Here is an 18,825-nt window from a genome sequence, read left to right as displayed (position 1 = left end):
CCTGGACAAATAGATTAAGAGTCTACTGCTCTACCAGCTGAGCTAAAGGCGCATCACAGTATTTCTTTAAGTGACACGTCCATTATTATATAGTTTATGCGGAAAAATGTCAAGTTTTTTTAATGAAAAATTTAATGAAAATTTCAGGGATTTCAAGGGGAAATGGAAACCGTTCAGGCGGCGGGAAAAGCAAACAGGAAAAATAAAAAGTCCAATCCCGCAGCTTCCAATATCTGCAAAATCAGACCTTTAAGTGCGCCTTCAGGGACTCGAACCCTGGACAAATAGATTAAGAGTCTACTGCTCTACCAGCTGAGCTAAAGGCGCATCCGCTATTTTGTTTGTGTCTGTCTCAACAGCACGAACGATATTATAACGCGATAAAAAGAGAATGTCAACACCTTTTTTGAAAAAAATTTTGTTTAAAATTGCCTTTGAACCGCGTACAAAAAGCTGTTATGATAGTAACAAGAAGCGTGTAGCCATGAGCATAAGACCAGCTCGATGGCGTCACGCTTCTATTTTTTTGTTTATGGAGGAGAAACCAATGAATCAGAAAACCAATACTTTTCTGGAGACAGAATCGATAGGGGCATTGATGAGAAAATATGCGGTACCCTGTATCATTTCCCTGCTGGTGGCAGCTCTCTATAATATTGTAGACCAGATCTTCATTGCGAATGCGAGTTATCTGGGCTCTTATGGAAATGCGGCCAATACGGTGGTCTTTCCTATGACGGTAGTTGCGCTGTCCATAGCAGTCATGATCGGAGACGGAGGCTGTGCGTTTGTCAGCATACGGCTGGGAGCGGGAAAGAAGGAGGAGGCTCACAAGAGCATAGGAAGTGCTGTTATTTTATGTATCATAAGCAGCCTGATCCTGACGGCCGTTTATCTGATATTTCAGGAGCAGATCCTGACAATGTTCGGGGGGCGGGTAAACGAGGAGACCTTTTTTCATGCAAAAGAGTATTTCTTCTGGATTACAGTGGGGATACCATTTTATATGTTCGGCCAGTCAATGAACCCGATCATCCGTTCTGACGGAAGCCCTAAGTTTGCCATGATCGCCACTCTTGCAGGCGCGGCTGTCAATATCGTGCTGGATCCTGTTTTTATCTTTATCTTCCGCTGGGGCATGATGGGCGCGGCTGTGGCTACTGTGCTGGGACAGGTGCTGACGGCCGCTTTATCCATATGGTATCTGTGCCACATGAAGGCTGTCAGACTTCAAAGGAGCAGCCTGCATTTCCACTGGAACCTGGCTGCAAAGTACCTGCCCTTGGGCATATGCAGCTTTTTGTCGCAGATCTCACTGGTGGCAGCAATGGCGGCAATCCAGAATATGACCCTGAAATATGGGGCAATGGATGCGGTCTTCGGCCAGACACAGTATGCCCAGATCCCAATGGCAGTGCTGGGGATCGTGATGAAATTTTTCCAGATCGTTATCTCCATCGCAGTGGGTATGGCTGCCGGCTGTATCCCTATTGTAGGATATAACATCGGAGCAGGAAGAAAGGACAGAGCAAGCAGCCTGTTTACCCACCTTCTGGCTGCGGAGGCCCTGGTAGGTGCGGTGGCGCTCCTTATTGTGGAGCTGGCTCCGAACCAGCTGATCAGCATCTTTGGAGCAGCCAATGAGAGCGTATATTATACGGAATTTGCAGTGAAATCCTTCCGGGTATATCTCTGCATGATGATATTGGCAACAGTGAATAAGGCGACCTTTATCTACCTGCAGTCTCTGGGCCAGGCCCTGATCTCCACCATGCTTTCCATGGTGCGAGAGGTGGTATTCGGCGTGGGCTTTGCGCTTCTTCTGCCCAGATTCTTCGGACTTGACGGCGTGCTTTATTCCATGCCGGTCTCCGATGTACTTACCTTCCTGATCTCAGTGGCGGTGATCGCCTATACCTATAGGACTCTTAGGTATTAGTACACTGGTGTCTTGTCTCGTTCACATTTCGCTAAATGACTTGTAGACAAGACGCTAGTCTTCTTTTTTCTCTTTGGAGGATTTTGATGCAGTTCCCAGGAACTTGCTGACCTCCTGAAAGGAGCGGTTAATGCGCAGGGCCCGCTTGTTGAGCTCTGTCTTGTCGGCAGTGGCCTGCAGCAGCTTTTTGGTGATTCCGGGAGGAAGCGGCATAATGGTATGCCTCCCTTCTGCTCCGTTTACTATCAGGATATGCTGCATAAAAAAATAAGTTCGGCCCAAAGTATCCTATCCGGGCCGAACTTATTTTTTTTGCTTTTTTCGCTGGTGCTCGTTTTACAGCTGTTTTTCCGGCGGCATTCGCCTTGCAGTCAGCTTGCATATGGGCTTGCCCTCGGAGGCAAACTTCATCTCGTATTCTGTCATCACATTGTCGGCAGCCAATGGGCTGTTGTGAAGGTCGTGGGTGAAGGCGCTGATCTCCCAGCCGGCTTCCGGGATCGCCTCCATGGAATAGTCAAAAAGAGGGCGGTTATCTGTCTTAAATTCTACAGAGCCCTCCGGTGCCAGGATCTTATCATACACGGCCATGAAGTCAGGAGAGGTGAGCCTGCGCTTTGCGTGGCGGTCCTTGGGCCAGGGGTCGGAAAAATTCAGGTAGATCTTTGACACCTCTCCCGGCGCAAAGATATCTGCCATATCCTTGGCATCAATGCACATAAAATAAATATTGTGAAGCTCCAGTCCGGCCCGTTTCTGAAGGCCCCGAAGGAGCACGCTGGAGTAACGCTCGATCCCGATAAAGTTGATGTCCGGATGGGCAGCGGCCAGCTCCATGATAAAGCGCCCCTTTCCCATACCCACCTCGATCTCCAGGGGATTGGAATTGCCGAATACTTCTGCCCAGCGTCCCTTGTTGTTTACCGGCTCCTGAATGACATAGGGGCTGGTGGCAATGGCTGCTTCAGCGCCCTTTATATGGCGTAATCTCATGTGGATGTTCCTTTCTTAAAATGCGTGTGTGCAGGCATTATTTTATCATTTGAGAGATGTATTTGCAACATCTGAACGGTTATATTTACTTTTTTCTTATTTTTCTGATTTTTACGAAATAATAGTGCAAAATTGGAAAAAATCGAGTATACTATACATAATAGGCGGATATCTGCAGATACTAAGGAGGAAGTCTTATGGCAAACGTGGAAAGGACCACCAGCTGGCAGCAGATTCAGCAGGGGATGAAGGAAGCAGAGCGCTTGATCGCGCGTAAAGAATATAATCTTGTGATGGTAAAGGCCAGGCAGACTTTGGAGTTTATGGTGCGTTGTATGGCGGAGCGTGCCTGCCTTGTGGAGGGTGATCTCTCAGATACCATTGACCAGCTCTATGAGGGACGCTGGATCGATAAGGCGACAAAGGACAATTACCATACGATCCGCATTCTGGGGAATAAGGCGGTCCATGAGGGGGACGATACGGCATATGATGCGAACCAGGCGTACCAGCTCCTGACCCAGGAGGTCTATGCTTTTGCCCATGAGTTTACAGGGAGCAAGCAGGGCCGTTCCCAGGCGTCTGCCCGCAGCACGGTCACACGTACAGCCACAGGACGCCAGGGTACATCCTCCCAGCGGAGCACAGCAGGATCAAGGAATACCCAGCGGACAGCAGCCAGGTCCTCTTACAGCAGCGCAGGACGCCAGTCCGGCGCAAAGAAAAAGAAACGCAGAAGAGTGTCACCGGTATTTTATATCTGGAGGCTTCTCATACCTGTTTTAGTCGTAGTGCTTTTGATCGTAGTGATACGCGTACTTCTTTCGGGAAAGGATGCAAAGCCGGATACCTCCAGCACACCGGCAGCCGTTACCACCGCGCCCACAGAGCCGGCGCCCACACCGGCCCCGGAGCCTGAGACAGAGCCTGAGACGGAGCCGCTGGCCGAAATCTACCGGATCAAGGGCAACAGCGTCAATGTCCGCACAGAGCCCTCCACAGACTGCCGCATTCTGGCTCAGCTGTCCAATGGCACAGAGGTGACATTTGTAAAGCGGTACAGCAATGACTGGACAGTTATTAATTATGATGGCCAGGAGGCATACGTTTCCAGCCAGTTTATTGAGAAAGTGGAGGCAGAGCCGGAAGCTTCACCAGAATAAAATGATCACAGAGAAGGGACAAATATTGCGTTCCTTCTCTTTTTTTGGCAATTTTAGACGTAAAATAATTGTTAAATTTTTGATTATTTTACAAAATGGTGCTGGCTTTTTTTAAAAAAAGGAGTATTATGTATTGATATAAAAACAATCACAGAAAGGAGAGCATATGGATACAGTATTAAATAAGCTGTCCGAGATTGATAAAGCAGCCAGCTCCATCATGGAGGAAGCAGGTGCCCGCAAAAAGGCATTTGCAAAAGAGATAGAGGCCAAAACGGCTGCTTTCGATGCTGATCTTGAAAAGGAAACAGCGGGAAAGATCGCCGAAATCCAGAAAAGGATGGAGGAAGACATGGAGAAAAGCCTTAAGAAGAAGGTGCTTGATTCCGAAGCCTTCTTAAGGAAGCTGGAAGAAGATTATGAAAAGAGCCATGAGGCATATACAGAGGCTCTGTTTTGCAGGATGGTAAAGGAGTGAGCGTATGGGAAGCCTGATTGCCTACAGCGGCATTTCTGCAAAGATAAGGGCAATGGAGCGCTGGCGTATCAGTGAAGAGCAGTTTAAACAGATGGCTGCCCTGGAAACAGTGCCGGAGGCTGTCCAGTACCTGCGCGGCTTTCCTCCATACAGGGAGATCCTGGAGGGCGTGGAGGATAAGGATCTGCACCGGGGAACCATTGAGCAGTATCTGAACCTGTCCCAGTACCGGGATTTTGCAAAGCTCTACAAGTTTGCAGGAAGGAAGCAAAGGAATTTTTTAAACCTGTATTTCATGCATTATGAGATCGGTATTCTAAAGACCTGCCTTCGGAATGCGGCAGGGCATAAGGAACAGCAGCATGATCTGTCCATGTTCCGAGAGTTTTTCAGCCGACATTCCAAAATTGACCTTTTAAGCTTAAGCCAGTGCCAGGATATGGAGCAGTTTGTACTCAATTTAAAGGGATCCCCCTATTTTGAGCCTCTGGAGGCACTGAGACAAAAAGGGGGCTTAAGCCTTCCGGCCTGTGAAAATGCACTGGATATGCTGTACTTTAGAAATATGTGGAAGATCAAGGATAAGTGTCTGTCTAAGGATGAGAGCAGGATTATAGAGCAGTGCTTTGGGACAAAGATGGATATGCTTAACCTCCAGTGGATATGCAGGTCAAAAAAATATTACAGGCTGCCGCCGGCAGAGATATATGCGATGCTTATTCCCATAAGGCTTCACCTGTCAAAGGAAGAGATACGCTCCATGGCAGAGGCAGAGACCGTGGAGCAGGTTTACAGTCTTATAAAGACAACATGGTATGGCCGCCTGGATACTGTGGATCCGGGAGAAGGAGACAATCCAAATGGGCTTGCTTTTCATATCATCGACAGAATTTACCAGGTGACCAGCAGGAAAGAGCCGTATTCCATTGCAGTGCTCAACTCCTACCTCTACTTTAAGGAGAGGGAGATCGAGCGGATCATAACTACCATTGAGCGGATACGCTATGGTGTGGCAGTGAAATGACAAAGGGGGAAACAACAACGTGATTGAGAAGATGAAATTCTTAAGCATTACCGGTCCGAAGGCCGATATTGACAGAGTGGTGGATACCTATCTCTCCAGGTATGAGATCCATCTGGAAAATGCCCTGTCAGAGCTGAAGACGGTAAAGGACTTAAGACCTTATATTGAGGCCAATCCCTATAAGGAGGATCTGGCAAAGGCCCAGGCGATCATGGACAGCTACCATGATATGGTGCCTGTAAAGGCGGAAAGGAGCCTGGAGCCAGAGGCGGCTGCCCGGATCGTCCGGGAGCTTGATGAGAAGCTGAAGGGGCTTTCGGAAAAGCGGGAAGGCCTTCTTGCCGGGAAGGCAGAGATGGAGCGCTCCAGAGACCAGGTGGTTCCCTTTAAGGGGCTCAACTATGATGTGAAGGATATTCTGAAGTTCCAGTTCATCAAGTTCCGCTTTGGACGTATATCAAGAGAATACTATGAAAAATTCGCCAATTATGTATATGAGACCATTGACACCCTGATGTTCAAATGCGAGGAGAATGAGGAATACGTATGGATCGTCTACTTTGTGCCGGAGAAGCTGGCAGATAAGATCGATGCCATTTATGCGTCCATGCATTTTGAGCGTCTGTATCTGCCGGATGAGTATGAGGGTACTCCGGTGGAGGCCGGTCAGGCCTTAGAGGAGCGGATAGGAGAGCTCCAAAGGCAGATCGATGAGGTGGACAGCGAGATACGCCAGGCGGTGGAGGGACGCGGGGCGGAGCTTGCAGCTGCTTATGCGCGGCTTAAGACCTTTTCCGTGAACTTTGATGTGAGAAAAATGGCAGCCTGCACAAAGCATGACGACCACAATTTCTATATTCTCTGCGGCTGGATGACAGAGGAGGATGCAGGGCGGTTCCAGAAGGAGATCGAAAATGATGCAGATACCTTCTGTATTATCGAGGATAACCACAACAATATCATGAGTACGCCGCCCACAAAGATGAAGAATCCGAAGCTGTTTAAGCCTTTTGAAATGTATGTGGAGATGTACGGGCTTCCCGCCTACAATGAGATCGACCCGACGGTCCTGATCGGGCTCACCTACTCGTTCCTGTTTGGCTTTATGTTCGGCGACGCGGGACAGGGACTCTGCCTGCTCATAGGCGGTTTCCTTCTGTACCGGCTGAAAAAGGTCAGGCTGGCAGGGATCATCTCCTGCTGCGGTGTATTTTCCACCATCTTCGGCTTCCTCTTCGGCAGTATTTTCGGATTTGAGGACATCATCGATGCTGTTTGGCTGAGGCCTCAGGAGGCCATGACAAACCTGCCCTTTGTGGGAAGGCTGAATACGGTGTTTGTGGTGGCCATTGCCATCGGTATGGGGATCATCCTTCTGTGTATGGTGCTCAATATTATCAACAGTGTCCGCAGCCATGATGTGGAGAAGATCTATTTTGATACCAATGGAGCAGCAGGCTTGGTGTTCTTCTTTGCACTTGCTTCCGTGATCGTGCTGTATATGAGCGGCAGGGCCCTTCCGGCTACGGCGGTGCTGACCGTGATGTTTGTGATCCCCCTGTTGGTGATGTTCTTTAAGGAACCCCTCACAGCCATTGTGGAGAAGAAGGCTGAGAAGATCGAGGGAGGCTTGGGAATGTTTATCACCCAGGGCTTCTTTGAACTGTTTGAAGTGCTTTTAAGCTATTTTTCCAATACTCTTTCCTTTGTCCGTGTGGGAGCCTTTGCCGTGAGCCATGCAGCGATGATGCAGGTGGTGCTCATGCTTGCAGGGGCAGAGGCAGGAGGAAACACCAACTGGGCAGTGGTAGTTGGAGGCAACTTGTTTGTATGCGGTATGGAGGGCCTGATCGTAGGCATCCAGGTACTGCGTTTGGAATATTATGAATTGTTCAGCCGGTTCTATCGCGGAAGCGGAAGGGCATTTGAGCCTTATGGAAAGGCATCATAAACTGGTTGAGCCCGAAAAGAACTCGCAAATAAAAACCTGACTAAGAGAAAAGGAGAGTAAGAATTATGAGTTTATTAGTAAAGATGACATTGAGCGCAGCACTTATTTTAAGCATTGGAGTACCGTTTGGGGCATTTGCAGCGGGAGAGCGTACAAAGGGGCGCTATAAGACAGCCCTGGCAGCAAACCTGCTTCTGTTCTTCGGCACCATGGCATTTGCAGCCTTCATCCTGTTTTCAGGAAATGCAATGGCAGCAGAGGAGACTGGTGCGGCAGCCTCCGCAGCAGGCATGGGATATCTTTCAGCAGCACTTTCCGTTGGCCTTTCCTGCTTAGGCGGCGGTATCGCAGTATCCGCAGCAGCAAGCGCAGCTTTAGGCGCCATCAGCGAGGACAGCTCGATCCTTGGTAAGTCACTGATCTTCGTAGGCCTGGCAGAGGGCGTTTGCCTGTATGGCCTCATCATTTCCTTTATGATCTTAGGAAGGCTGTGATGATATGAAGATGTACCTGATCAGCGATAACGTGGACACCCTGACGGGAATGCGCCTGGCAGGTGTGGAGGGAGCCGTTGTCCATGAGAGGGATGAGCTTAAAAAAGAGCTTGATAAGGTGCTGGCAGACAAGGAGACCGGCATTATCCTGCTGACGGAAAAGTTTGGCAGGGAATTTCCGGAGGTCATCGACCATGTGAAGCTGGAGCGCAGATTCCCGCTGATCGTGGAGATACCGGACCGCCATGGAACGGGCCGCAAGCCGGACTTTATCACCTCTTATGTGAATGAGGCGATTGGATTAAAGCTGTAACCACAGCGTAATGAAGAAAGCAGGTGAGGAGTTTGACAACAGAGGAAAAGCTGAAACATTTCCAGGATATCTGCATGTCAGATGCAAGGGATAAGAGTGCCAGGCTTCTGGATGACTATATGAATGCCCTTGAGAAGACCTTTGAGGAACATAAGACTGAGGCCAGGAAGCGTGCCGAAATGCAGATCGAGGCCGAGACAGAAAAGCTGGAGAGAGAGATCAATAAAAAGCTTTCCATTGGACAGCTGGATCTGAGGCGCAAGATCAGCCGCAGGCAGGAGGAGCTGAAGGATAAGCTGTTTGTGGAGCTGAAGGACAGACTGGCGAATTTTATGGAGACCAGGGAATACCAGACCTTACTGGAGCAGCAGGTAAAGGCAGCGAAGGAGTTTGCGGGAGATGAGGAGCTGATCATCTATATGGACCCTTCTGACGAGGATAAGGCCAGAAGGCTGGCAATGCACAACAATGCTTCCATCAAGATAAGTGAATATTCCTTCTTGGGCGGTATACGGGCAGTGATCCCCGGAAAGCATATTTTGATCGACAATTCCTTTGGCACAAAGCTGGAGGAGGCGCGCCATGCATTTAAATTTGATCTAGGAGGAAAGGAACGTGGCTAAGACAGGTGTGATCTACGGTATCAACGGCCCTGTTGTTTCACTGGCTGGTGATCCCGGCTTTCAGATGAACGAGATGGTGTATGTTGGTAAGGAAAATCTGGTGGGCGAAGTCATCGGCCTTACCTCAGAAAAGACCACCATACAGGTATATGAGGAAACAAGCGGTTTAAAGCCGGGAGAGATCGTGACGGGAACAGGCGCTCCTGTATCTGTCACTCTGGCTCCTGGTATTCTGAATAATATATTTGACGGTATTGAGCGCCCTTTAAGCGAGATCGCAAAGGGGAGCGGCTGCTATATCAGCCGCGGTATCAGCGTGGACTCCCTGGATACGGCAAAGAAATGGGATACGCACATGACGGTAAAGGCCGGGGAACGGCTGATGCCCGGCACCATCATCGCAGAGGTGCCGGAGACAAGGGCGATCGTACACAAGGTCATGGTTCCACCGGATGTGGAGGGCTATGTCCTGGATGTGGTGCCTGACGGGCAGTACACCATCAATGATCCGTTAGTGACCGTCCAGCTTTTAGATGGTACGGAGAGGAAGCTCACCATGACCCAGAAATGGCCGATCCGTGTGCCCAGGCCCACGGCGAAGCGGTTTCCGGCTGTGAAGCCTCTGATCACGGGACAGCGTATCCTGGATACCATGTTCCCTCTGGCAAAGGGCGGCACAGCGGCTATCCCAGGGGGTTTCGGAACAGGCAAGACCATGACGCAGCATCAGATCGCAAAGTGGTCTGACGCAGATGTGATCATCTACATTGGCTGCGGAGAGCGAGGCAATGAGATGACTCAGGTGCTGGAGGAATTTTCAGAGCTGATCGATCCAAAGAGCGGCAATCCGCTGATGGACAGGACAACGCTGATTGCCAACACCTCCAACATGCCTGTGGCTGCCCGTGAGGCCAGCCTTTATTCCGGCCTGACGCTGGCAGAGTATTACAGGGACATGGGGTATCACGTGGCGATCATGGCGGACTCCACCTCCCGTTGGGCAGAGGCCCTGCGTGAGCTCTCAGGACGTCTGGAGGAGATGCCGGCGGAGGAGGGCTTCCCGGCCTACTTAGCATCCAGGCTGTCAGCCTTCTATGAGAGGGCCGGCATGATGCAGAACTTAAACGGCACAGAAGGCTCTGTTACCATCATCGGAGCTGTCTCGCCTCAGGGAGGAGATTTCTCGGAGCCTGTTACACAGAATACAAAGCGTTTTGTGCGCTGCTTCTGGGGGCTGGATAAGTCCCTGTCCTATGCAAGGCATTTCCCGGCGATCCACTGGCTTACCAGCTATTCGGAGTATGTAAATGACCTGTCCTCCTGGTACATGGACAATGTGGATAAGAAGTTTGTGGATTACCGCAACCGTATGATGGCGCTCCTGACCCAGGAGAGCAGCCTGATGGAGATCGTAAAGCTGATCGGCGCAGATGTGCTTCCTGATGACCAGAAGCTGGTGTTAGAGATCGCAAAGGTTATCCGTGTAGGATTTCTGCAGCAGAATGCCTTCCACAAGGACGATACCTCCGTACCGCTGATCAAGCAGTTTAAAATGATGGAGGTTATCCTGTACCTGTACAAGAAGTCACGTTCCCTGATCGCCATGGGGATGCCCATGTCGGTGCTGAAGGAGGATAAGATCTTTGATAAGATCATTTCCATCAAGTATGATGTGCCAAATGACAGGCTGGATATGTTTGACGACTACAAGAAAAAGATCGACGAGTTCTATGAGAATGTAATGGAACGGAACGCATAAGGAGGGACCGTAACGTGGCGATTGAATATTTAGGCTTAAGTGGAATCAATGGCCCTCTGGTTGTCCTGGAGGGCGTTCAGAATGCTGCCTACGATGAGATCGTGGAGATGACAGTGGGCGGCAATACCCATAAGATCGGACGTATTATCGAGATCTACGGCGATAAGGCGATCATCCAGGTCTTTGAAGGAACAGAGGGTATGGCCCTGCGCAATACCCATACAAGGCTGACCGGACATCCCATGGAGATCGCTGTCTCCGAGGAGATGCTGGGACGTACCTTTAACGGTATCGGCCAGCCCATAGACGGCTTAGGGGATATTGTCTCTGACATCCGGCTGGATGTAAACGGAAAGCCCTTAAATCCTGTTACCAGAGAGTACCCCAGAAACTATATCCGCACAGGGATTTCCGCCATTGACGGGCTTACCACTCTGATCCGGGGTCAGAAGCTGCCTATCTTTTCCGGAAACGGCCTTCCTCATGATGAGCTGGCCGCCCAGATCGTGAAGCAGGCTTCCCTGGGAGATAACTCCGATGAGAAATTTGCCATCGTGTTCGGCGCTATGGGCGTGAAGCATGATGTGGCAGATTTCTTCCGCCGTACCTTTGAGGAGAGCGGCGTATCGGAGCACGTGGCAATGTTCATCAACCTGGCAAATGATCCGGTGGTGGAGCGTCTGATCACGCCGAAGATCGCGCTGACTCTGGCAGAGTATCTTGCATTTGAGAAGGGGATGCATATCCTGGTCATCCTGACAGATATGACCTCCTATGCGGAGGCCATGCGTGAGGTATCCTCCTCCAAGGGAGAGATCCCTTCCAGAAAGGGCTTCCCAGGCTATCTCTACAGTGACCTGGCTTCTCTCTATGAGCGTGCAGGCATTGTGGCAGGAAGGCCCGGCTCTGTAACACAGATACCGATCCTTACCATGCCCAATGACGACATTACCCACCCGATCCCTGACCTGACAGGATATATTACAGAGGGTCAGATCGTGCTTGACAGGCAGTTAAACGGCCAGTCCATCTATCCTCCCATCAATGTGCTGCCATCCCTGTCGCGTCTCATGAAGGACGGCATCGGAGAGGGATATACAAGGGCGGATCACCAGGATGTGGCAAACCAGCTCTTTTCCTGCTATGCAAAGGTGGGAGACGCCAGGGCACTTGCCTCCGTTATCGGTGAGGATGAGCTCTCTGATATTGATAAGAAATACCTGGAATTCGGCAGGGCCTTTGAGAACTCCTTTGTGGGCCAGGAGGCTCACGAGAACAGGACCATTTTCCAGACACTGGAGATCGGCTGGAGGCTCCTTGGAATGCTTCCCAGGGAGGAGCTTGACAGGATCGATACAAAGGTTCTGGATCAGTATTATAAGCCCGCAGATGGCAGCCCGGAGGAGAAGGCAGATTAGGAGACGAGGTGACGCAAGATGGATCCAAATACATTTCCCACAAAAGGAAATCTGATACTGGCAAAAAATTCCTTAAGCCTTGCCACCATGGGCTACGGCCTCATGGACAAGAAGCGCAACATCCTCATAAGGGAGCTTATGGGCCTGATCGATGAGGCAAAGGATATCCAGTCGGAGATCGATTCCACCTTCCGTGCAGCCTACGAGGCCCTTCAGAAGGCGAACATCGAGATGGGTATCAACTATGTCCAGGAGATCGGCCAGTCCGTTCCTGTGGATGACAGGGTGAAGCTGAAGGCCAGGAGCATCATGGGAACGGAGATCCCCCTGGTGCAGCATGAGGAAAAGCCCATGGAGCTGACCTACGGCTTTTACAACACCACCGAGTCCTTAGACGAGGCACGGCTCCATTTTGAGCGGGTAAAGGAGCTGACCATCAAGCTTTCCATGGTGGAAAACTCCGCTTACCGTCTGGCTAATTCCATCAAAAAAACGCAGAAGCGCGCAAATGCCCTTAAGAACATCACCATCCCTCATTACGAGGAGCTGAGCCGCTCCATCTCCAATGCATTGGAGGAGAAGGAGAGGGAGGAATTTACCAGGCTTAAGGTGATAAAGAGGAATAAAGAGAAGCGGGAAAAGGCAGTATAGGAGAAGGCCATGTATACATTTAAAGATCTAGTAGAAATTACAGCAAAGCTGCGCTCCCCGGAGGGGTGCCCATGGGACAGGGAGCAGACCTTTGAGAGCCTGAAACAATATCTGGCAAATGAGTCACAGGAGGTGTTTCAGGCAGTGGATAATAAGGACATGGAAAACCTTTGTGAGGAGCTGGGAGATGTGCTGTTCCAGGTCATGATCAACAGCCAGATCGCCAGTGAAAACGGGGCCTTTACCATCGATGATGTGGTGGATGGAATATGCCAAAAAATGGTGCGAAGACACCCCCACGTATTCGCCGGTGTAAAGGTCAATTCTGTGGAGGAAGGAACGGCTCTCTGGAATCAGATAAAAATGCAGGAAAAAGCCAAAAAACCTTGACAAATCATAGCAAAACAGATATAAATGATAAGGTACACCCAGTGTACGAAAACACTCGTAAAGGTTTTATTTTTGAACCCCAAGGCGTAAGTAATCCGGTTCCTTTCCGGATAATATTTAGGAGGAAAAATTGATGAACAAGACAGAATTGATCGCAGCTGTTGCTGAGAAGGCAGAACTTTCCAAAAAAGACGCAGAGAAGGCAGTAAAGGCTTTCACTGATGTTGTATCCGAGGAACTGGTTAAGGGAGGCAAGGTTCAGTTAGTCGGCTTTGGTACTTTCGAGGTATCTGAGAGAGCTTCCAGAGAGGGCAGAAATCCAAAGACCGGCAACCCAATGACCATCGCTGCTTCCAAGACTCCAAAATTCAAAGCAGGCAAGGCCCTGAAGGATGAGGTTAATAAGTAATTCATGAGACTGGATAAGTTTCTAAAGGTTTCCCGCTTGATCAAGCGCAGGACCATAGCCAATGAGGCTTGCGATGCCGGACGCGTGCTGGTAAATGACAAGCCGGCAAAGGCCTCTCTCAATGTAAAGGTCGGGGATATCATTGAGATACAGTTTGGCGCAAAGGCAGTAAAGGTAGAGGTTCTGGATGTGCAGGAAACGATAAAGAAGGATGACGCAAAGGAGCTTTACCGTTATCTGTAGAAAACTGGCATAGAATAGCCAACCTTCCCATATATTTAACGTAGGTTAGATAAATGGGGAGGTTTTTTGTATGGAAGAAAAGACAACAGTCAGAACAAGCGTAAACCGGCAGCATAAGCTTATCATGCAGAACCGGTCTGCCGGGAATATTACCGGGATCTGCGATGTTGTGTCCTTTGATGAGTCTACCATCGTACTGGATACGGATATGGGCCTCCTGACCATAAAAGGGAAGGAGCTCCATGTGAGCCGTCTTACCCTGGAAAAGGGGGAGATCGACATTGAGGGCAATATTGACAGCCTTACATACAGCTCCAATGAATCCCTGCGCAGATCCGGCGAGTCCCTTTTCACCCGCCTCTTTAAATAAGCCTGCATGCACCCGGTGGGTGGGCGTGCCGCCACACCATGAAAACCTGGCGGGCGCATTTGGCATACCTGAATTTAGTGCCGCCTTGCGGCGGCGAAGTTTTCATAGTAAGGAGGGGAGTCTATGAGCGGCAGGATCCAGTATGAGGCCTGGCTTATGGTGTTAAGCCTGGTGACAGGAGCCTGGCTGATGCTGGCCTACGACACCTTAAGAGTCCTGAGGCTGGTGGTGCGCCACAATGCTTTTTTTGTGGGAGTGGAGGACTTTTTTTATTGGGTGTATGCAGGCCTGGTGACATTTATGCTGCTCTACGAGCAGAATGACGGGGAGTTCCGCCTGTACGTGATAGCAGGAGTATTTTTGGGAATGATCCTCTATGACAGACTTGTCAGCAGAATTTTCTTCCGGTGCTTGAAAAAGGCAGGGAAATGTTTTAGAATGATAGTTACACGGCGGCCTCATATTCCGGGCCGCAATTCGTAAGGAGCTGGTAAACAGATGAAATCCTATGGCAGGTCAAAGCGTTTAAAACGGGAAAAATGGGCAAACCGTATGGCGATCCTGGGTATTACCCTGGTCGTCCTGTGCCTTGCTGTGGCGATCAATACAAAAGGCTCCGGCCTGCGGAAGGCAGATCTGGAGTACCAGATCAAGGAATCAGAGCTGGCCCTCCAGGTAAAGGAGGAGGAAGAGCGCACGGAAGAGCTCCAGAGGTACAAGACCTATGTGACCACAAAGCAGTATGCAGAGGAGGTTGCAAAGGAGAAGCTGGGTCTGGTAAATCCGGATGAGATCTTGTTAAAGCCCACGGAATAAGGTGACGAAAAGAGGCGAAAAATTTTCTGTTTGCCCTTCCATAATATGACAACTATTTCCCTCCATGATGCGTATACTGAAAGTTACGCGGATTTAGGAGGGATTTTTTGTGTTTTCAAGAAGAGCGGATATGAATTATTATACAGCCAGAAGATTAGGGGATATGGCAGAATCTCTGGGAAGGCTGGCCCAGGCCTTTGACGATGGAATGGGAAAGGGAGGACAGCTTACAAGGGACGACGGCCTGGCGGCAATGCAGGCATCGGCAGCCCTGGTGTGTGAGGACTGCAGCAAATGCAACCTGTATGCCGACAGTGAGAAGGAGGACAGCTATTACCTGTACTACCTGCTGCGCTCCTTTGAGCAAAAGGGGAGGATCGAGAAGGAGGACATGCCCCAGATGTTCCAGACAGGCTGCAGAAAAAAGGATGCCTATCTGGCCCAGCTAAACAGAAGCCTGGGCCGTGCAACTATGAACCTGTCCTGGAAGAACCGTTTTCTGGAGAGCAGGGATGCAGTGGTGTCCCAGTTTCGGGAGCTTTCTGTGATACTGGATGAATTTTCCCACCAGATCGACAGTGCAAAGAATATATCCGATGAGCATGGATACATAATAAAGAAATATTTCAGGAAATATCATATGGCAGTGGAGGACCTGATGCTTTTGGAGTATGAAAATGGGCAGAAGGAGGCCTATCTGACAGTAAAGACCACAAACGGCAGGTGCGTTACCTCAAGAGATGCGGCAAAGCTCATGGGAGAAGCCATGGAGGGCACAAAGTGGAGTCCCGCAAAGGACAGCAGAAGTATCATAACCAGACAGTCTGCCACAGTGCGTTTCCTGGAGGACGGTGCCTACAGGCTGCTCTTTGGGGCTGCCAGGGTGCCCAGACAGGGTGAGAAATTCTCCGGTGATAATTATACTGTCTGCGAGAGCAAGGGAAGCCAGGTGGTCATGAGCCTGTCGGACGGCATGGGAAGCGGAGAGGAGGCCTCCAGGGAGAGCAGCCAGGTAGTGGAGCTGACAGAGCAGCTTCTGGAGGCTGGATTCACCCCCAGGTCAGCCCTAAAGCTGGTAAACACAGTCCTCCTTCTGGCAGGGGCAGAGCAGCATCCGGCCACCCTGGATCTAAGCTGTATTGACCTGCACACAGCAGTGCTGGAGGTTATGAAGCTGGGGGCTGTTCCTACCTTTGTGGTGGGGCAGGAAGGAGTGGAGATCCTGGAGGCAGGCCAGGTGCCCATGGGAATGTTTCAGAATGCAGAGCCGGTGCTCATGTCGAGAAAGCTCTGGGACGGGGACCGGATCGTGATGGTGACAGACGGCGTTCTGGATGCCCTGCCCGGAGAGGACAAGGAGCAGGCCATGAGCCAGTTTTTGGAGGGCATAGAAGAGATGCCGCCTCAAGAGCTGGCGGAGCGGATACTGGACTTCGCCGTGAGCTGTATACCGTCCCCCAGAGATGATATGACGGTGCTGGCAGCAGGAATATGGAAGAGGCGGGGATAGACCGTTTCCCGCTCAGGCAGTGTGCAAAATGCAGAAACACAAGCGAAAAGGCCTTGCGGAGCCTTAAAAATATGGGTATATTTATAAAAGAAAAAGAACGGGGAATACAGGAGATACAGGTGGACAGGCTAAATCAGAGAGTCCGAAGGACCATAGAAGAATATCACATGCTGGGGTCAGGAGACAGAGTGATCGCAGCATTATCAGGAGGGGCAGATTCCGTCTGCCTCTTAGCGCTGTTGTGCCAGATGAAGGAAGCACTGGGCATCCGTATCAGGGCTGTCCATGTCCATCACGGCCTGAGGGGAGCGGAGGCTGACCGGGATGCAGAATTTGCCAAAGCTTTCTGTGCAGAACATGATGTCCCATGTCATATCATAAGAGTAGATGTGCCAGGGCTGGCAGCTAAGAAGGGGCTGTCAGAGGAGGAGGCAGGCCGCATCCTGCGCTATGAGGCGCTGGAGCGTGAGGCATTGGAGTGGGAGCATGAGGAAGAAGGCAGGGGGGGAGTCCGCATTGCAGTAGCCCACCACAGCGGGGACCAGGCAGAGACCATTCTGCACAATATGTTCCGGGGAAGCGGGCTGGGAGGACTTAAGGGGATCCCCTATGTAAGAGGAAGGATCATACGCCCCCTTTTGGATGCAGACAGGAAGGATATCCTATCCTGGCTTCAGGAGCAGGGGTTGCCCTATGTGACGGACTCCACCAATGCCTCCGTCCATTACACCCGCAACCGCATCCGCAGCAGCCTCCTTCCCTTGATCGAAGCAGAGGTAAACCAGGGGGCGGCGGGCAATATCCTTCGCATGGGAAAGCTTGCCGCCATGGCGGATTCTTATCTCCGGGAAAAGGCCTTCCGGTGGCTTTTGGAGCATGAGGAGGAGAAGGCAGGGGACAATGGAATGGCAGGAAGCTTCCTTTCACAGGAGGCATTCCGGGAGGAGGCCGGGATCATATGGTCCTATGGGATCATGGAGCTGATCAAAAGGCTGGCAGGGGCTTCTAAGGATATTGGCTGGATCCACGTGGAGCAGGTGCTGGGACTTTTGGAACGCCCGGTGGGAAAACAGGTGTCTCTGCCATACGGACTCTGCGCAGTCAGGGAGTATACAGGCATTTTTCTCTGCCGGAAAGAAGGACCTTTGAAAGAGGCGGACACCTCCCTTCCTGTTGTGGAAACCGAGACATTTTCTTATAAAAACGGTGCACAAATTCCGAAAAACAGGTATACGAAATGGTTTGACTGTGATAAAATAAAGGGTACGCCCATGGTAAGGACGCGGCAGCCGGGAGACTACATCACATTGGCAGACGGCAGCCGCAAGACATTAAAACGGTTTATGATCGACGAGAAAATACCTAGGCAGATACGCGGGAGCCTTCCGCTGCTGGCGGATGGGAGCCATGTGATGTGGGTCATCGGATACCGCATCAGCGGGTACTACAGAATAAGCAACTGTACTACCCGGATTCTTCAGGCCAGAGTCAAAGGGTCTGACGCAGAAATAGAATAGATGTACTCTCGCAGATCCGGGCACAAAGAGATTTAGGGAGTACATAATAGTTGAAACGGAGGATAAAGCCATGGCAGACAAGATTCGTGTATTACTGACAGAAGAGGAAGTTGACAAGCGTATTAATGAGGTCGCAGGAATGATCAATCAGGATTATGCAGGGAAGCAGGTTCATTTGATCTGTATTTTAAAAGGCGGCGTGTTCTTTACCTGTGAGCTGGCAAAGAGGCTTACGGTTCCTGTATCCATGGATTTCATGTCAGTATCCAGCTACGGGGCAGGCACTGTTTCCAGCGGAGTAGTAAAGATCGTAAAGGATCTGGATGAGCCGCTGGAGGGCAAGGATGTGCTGATCGTGGAGGATATTATTGACTCCGGCCGTACATTAGCCTATCTGATCGAGGTATTAAAGCAGAGGGGGCCCAAGAGCATCCATCTGTGCACTCTTTTGGATAAGCCGGAGCGCCGCGTGAAAAAGCAGGTAAAAGTGGATTATACCTGCTTTACCATACCGGATGAATTTGTTGTGGGATATGGCCTGGACTATGACCAGAAGTACCGCAACCTTCCTTATATCGGAGTGGTAGAGCTGGATGGGCAGGCATAAAAAATAGTTGAGCGCCAGAGCGCGAAACTATTTGCTACGCAAACGGAGCGCAGCGGAGTTCGCGTTTCCCATCCGTTTTATGGAGAGAGGAACGAGCGGAATAAAAATAGTTGAGCGCCAGAGCGCGAAACTATTTGCTACGCAAACGGAGCGCAGC

General features: G+C 50.5%; 23 protein-coding genes and 1 tRNA gene. 21 read left to right on the top strand and 3 right to left on the bottom strand.

Features of this window, described 5'->3' with window-relative positions:
• Positions 1–70 precede the first annotated feature (70 nt).
• Entirely contained in the window at positions 71–253 is a 183-nt protein-coding gene (locus LIZ87_RS20350) for a hypothetical protein (protein ID WP_227149003.1), read from the top strand.
• A 1-nt stretch (position 254) separates the two neighbouring features.
• Here the strand turns inward: LIZ87_RS20350 and LIZ87_RS20345 are convergent.
• Positions 255–327, bottom strand: a tRNA-Lys gene (locus LIZ87_RS20345).
• A 220-nt stretch (positions 328–547) separates the two neighbouring features.
• Between LIZ87_RS20345 and LIZ87_RS20340 the strand changes: the two genes are divergently transcribed.
• Positions 548–1,939 carry an MATE family efflux transporter gene (locus tag LIZ87_RS20340; protein WP_178315934.1) on the top strand — a complete coding sequence of 464 codons (1,392 nt, stop codon included), beginning with the start codon at positions 548–550 and terminating at the stop codon, positions 1,937–1,939.
• A 54-nt stretch (positions 1,940–1,993) separates the two neighbouring features.
• On the opposite strand, the gene LIZ87_RS20335 is transcribed toward LIZ87_RS20340, so the two are convergent.
• Both LIZ87_RS20335 and trmB read right to left on the bottom strand, forming a co-directional pair.
• A complete protein-coding gene (locus LIZ87_RS20335) occupies positions 1,994–2,152 on the bottom strand; it encodes a hypothetical protein (protein WP_178315935.1) in 159 nt (52 codons plus the stop codon).
• 123 nt (positions 2,153–2,275) lie between these two features.
• On the bottom strand, positions 2,276–2,932 hold the full coding sequence (gene trmB, locus LIZ87_RS20330) for a tRNA (guanosine(46)-N7)-methyltransferase TrmB (protein WP_227149002.1): 657 nt from the start codon (positions 2,930–2,932) through the stop codon (positions 2,276–2,278).
• A 197-nt stretch (positions 2,933–3,129) separates the two neighbouring features.
• On the opposite strand from trmB, the gene LIZ87_RS20325 reads away from it, so the two are divergent.
• From LIZ87_RS20325 to hpt, 19 genes are all read left to right on the top strand, one after another.
• On the top strand, positions 3,130–4,095 hold the full coding sequence (locus tag LIZ87_RS20325) for an SH3 domain-containing protein (RefSeq protein WP_227149001.1): 966 nt from the start codon (positions 3,130–3,132) through the stop codon (positions 4,093–4,095).
• A gap of 166 nt (positions 4,096–4,261) precedes the next feature.
• Positions 4,262–4,573, top strand: a complete 312-nt coding sequence (locus tag LIZ87_RS20320; protein ID WP_227149000.1) for an ATPase — start codon at positions 4,262–4,264, stop codon at positions 4,571–4,573.
• A 4-nt stretch (positions 4,574–4,577) separates the two neighbouring features.
• The gene (locus LIZ87_RS20315) at positions 4,578–5,597 is read left to right on the top strand and encodes a V0D/AC39 family V-type ATPase subunit (protein ID WP_227148999.1); all 1,020 of its coding nucleotides are present in this window, start codon (positions 4,578–4,580) and stop codon (positions 5,595–5,597) included.
• A gap of 19 nt (positions 5,598–5,616) precedes the next feature.
• The gene (locus tag LIZ87_RS20310; protein WP_178316672.1) at positions 5,617–7,548 is read left to right on the top strand and encodes a V-type ATP synthase subunit I; all 1,932 of its coding nucleotides are present in this window, start codon (positions 5,617–5,619) and stop codon (positions 7,546–7,548) included.
• Positions 7,549–7,613: 65 nt separating this feature from the next.
• Positions 7,614–8,042 (top strand): ATP synthase subunit C, encoded by a 429-nt coding sequence (locus LIZ87_RS20305; protein WP_178316673.1) that lies wholly within the window; start codon positions 7,614–7,616, stop codon positions 8,040–8,042.
• Between the two features lie 4 nt (positions 8,043–8,046).
• Positions 8,047–8,355 carry a V-type ATP synthase subunit F gene (locus LIZ87_RS20300; RefSeq protein WP_178316674.1) on the top strand — a complete coding sequence of 103 codons (309 nt, stop codon included), beginning with the start codon at positions 8,047–8,049 and terminating at the stop codon, positions 8,353–8,355.
• 32 nt (positions 8,356–8,387) lie between these two features.
• Positions 8,388–8,978 (top strand): V-type ATP synthase subunit E, encoded by a 591-nt coding sequence (locus tag LIZ87_RS20295; RefSeq protein ID WP_227148998.1) that lies wholly within the window; start codon positions 8,388–8,390, stop codon positions 8,976–8,978.
• On the top strand, positions 8,971–10,737 hold the full coding sequence (locus tag LIZ87_RS20290; protein ID WP_227148997.1) for a V-type ATP synthase subunit A: 1,767 nt from the start codon (positions 8,971–8,973) through the stop codon (positions 10,735–10,737). Before LIZ87_RS20295 ends, LIZ87_RS20290 begins: the two co-directional genes overlap by 8 nt.
• A gap of 14 nt (positions 10,738–10,751) precedes the next feature.
• Positions 10,752–12,155, top strand: a complete 1,404-nt coding sequence (locus tag LIZ87_RS20285) for a V-type ATP synthase subunit B (RefSeq protein ID WP_178314894.1) — start codon at positions 10,752–10,754, stop codon at positions 12,153–12,155.
• A gap of 18 nt (positions 12,156–12,173) precedes the next feature.
• Positions 12,174–12,806, top strand: coding sequence for a V-type ATP synthase subunit D (locus tag LIZ87_RS20280; RefSeq protein ID WP_178314896.1), 633 nt, complete (start codon positions 12,174–12,176; stop codon positions 12,804–12,806).
• A gap of 9 nt (positions 12,807–12,815) precedes the next feature.
• Positions 12,816–13,196 (top strand): MazG family protein, encoded by a 381-nt coding sequence (locus LIZ87_RS20275; RefSeq protein ID WP_227148996.1) that lies wholly within the window; start codon positions 12,816–12,818, stop codon positions 13,194–13,196.
• A 133-nt stretch (positions 13,197–13,329) separates the two neighbouring features.
• Positions 13,330–13,605 (top strand): HU family DNA-binding protein, encoded by a 276-nt coding sequence (locus tag LIZ87_RS20270; protein WP_178314900.1) that lies wholly within the window; start codon positions 13,330–13,332, stop codon positions 13,603–13,605.
• A 3-nt stretch (positions 13,606–13,608) separates the two neighbouring features.
• Positions 13,609–13,848 (top strand): RNA-binding S4 domain-containing protein, encoded by a 240-nt coding sequence (locus LIZ87_RS20265; RefSeq protein ID WP_178314902.1) that lies wholly within the window; start codon positions 13,609–13,611, stop codon positions 13,846–13,848.
• 70 nt (positions 13,849–13,918) lie between these two features.
• Positions 13,919–14,218: a sporulation protein YabP gene (gene yabP, locus LIZ87_RS20260; protein WP_178314904.1), complete on the top strand. Its 300-nt coding sequence runs from the start codon at positions 13,919–13,921 to the stop codon at positions 14,216–14,218.
• A 123-nt stretch (positions 14,219–14,341) separates the two neighbouring features.
• Entirely contained in the window at positions 14,342–14,701 is a 360-nt protein-coding gene (yabQ, locus tag LIZ87_RS20255) for a spore cortex biosynthesis protein YabQ (protein WP_178314906.1), read from the top strand.
• A 15-nt stretch (positions 14,702–14,716) separates the two neighbouring features.
• Positions 14,717–15,034 (top strand): septum formation initiator, encoded by a 318-nt coding sequence (locus LIZ87_RS20250; RefSeq protein ID WP_178314908.1) that lies wholly within the window; start codon positions 14,717–14,719, stop codon positions 15,032–15,034.
• Positions 15,035–15,164: 130 nt separating this feature from the next.
• Positions 15,165–16,544: a SpoIIE family protein phosphatase gene (locus tag LIZ87_RS20245; protein ID WP_227149004.1), complete on the top strand. Its 1,380-nt coding sequence runs from the start codon at positions 15,165–15,167 to the stop codon at positions 16,542–16,544.
• Positions 16,545–16,663: 119 nt separating this feature from the next.
• Positions 16,664–18,061 (top strand): tRNA lysidine(34) synthetase TilS, encoded by a 1,398-nt coding sequence (tilS, locus tag LIZ87_RS20240; protein WP_178314916.1) that lies wholly within the window; start codon positions 16,664–16,666, stop codon positions 18,059–18,061.
• Between the two features lie 70 nt (positions 18,062–18,131).
• Complete coding sequence (gene hpt / locus LIZ87_RS20235) at positions 18,132–18,668, top strand: hypoxanthine phosphoribosyltransferase (RefSeq protein ID WP_178314910.1); 537 nt, start codon at positions 18,132–18,134, stop codon at positions 18,666–18,668.
• The last annotated feature ends 157 nt before the right edge of the window (positions 18,669–18,825 follow it).

It is taken from the genome of Lacrimispora sp. 210928-DFI.3.58 (genome assembly GCF_020554865.1).
Taxonomy (GTDB): domain Bacteria; phylum Bacillota; class Clostridia; order Lachnospirales; family Lachnospiraceae; genus Enterocloster.
The sequence above is the reverse complement of the archived record's forward strand: the minus strand, read 5'-3'. Positions and strand labels throughout refer to the sequence as shown.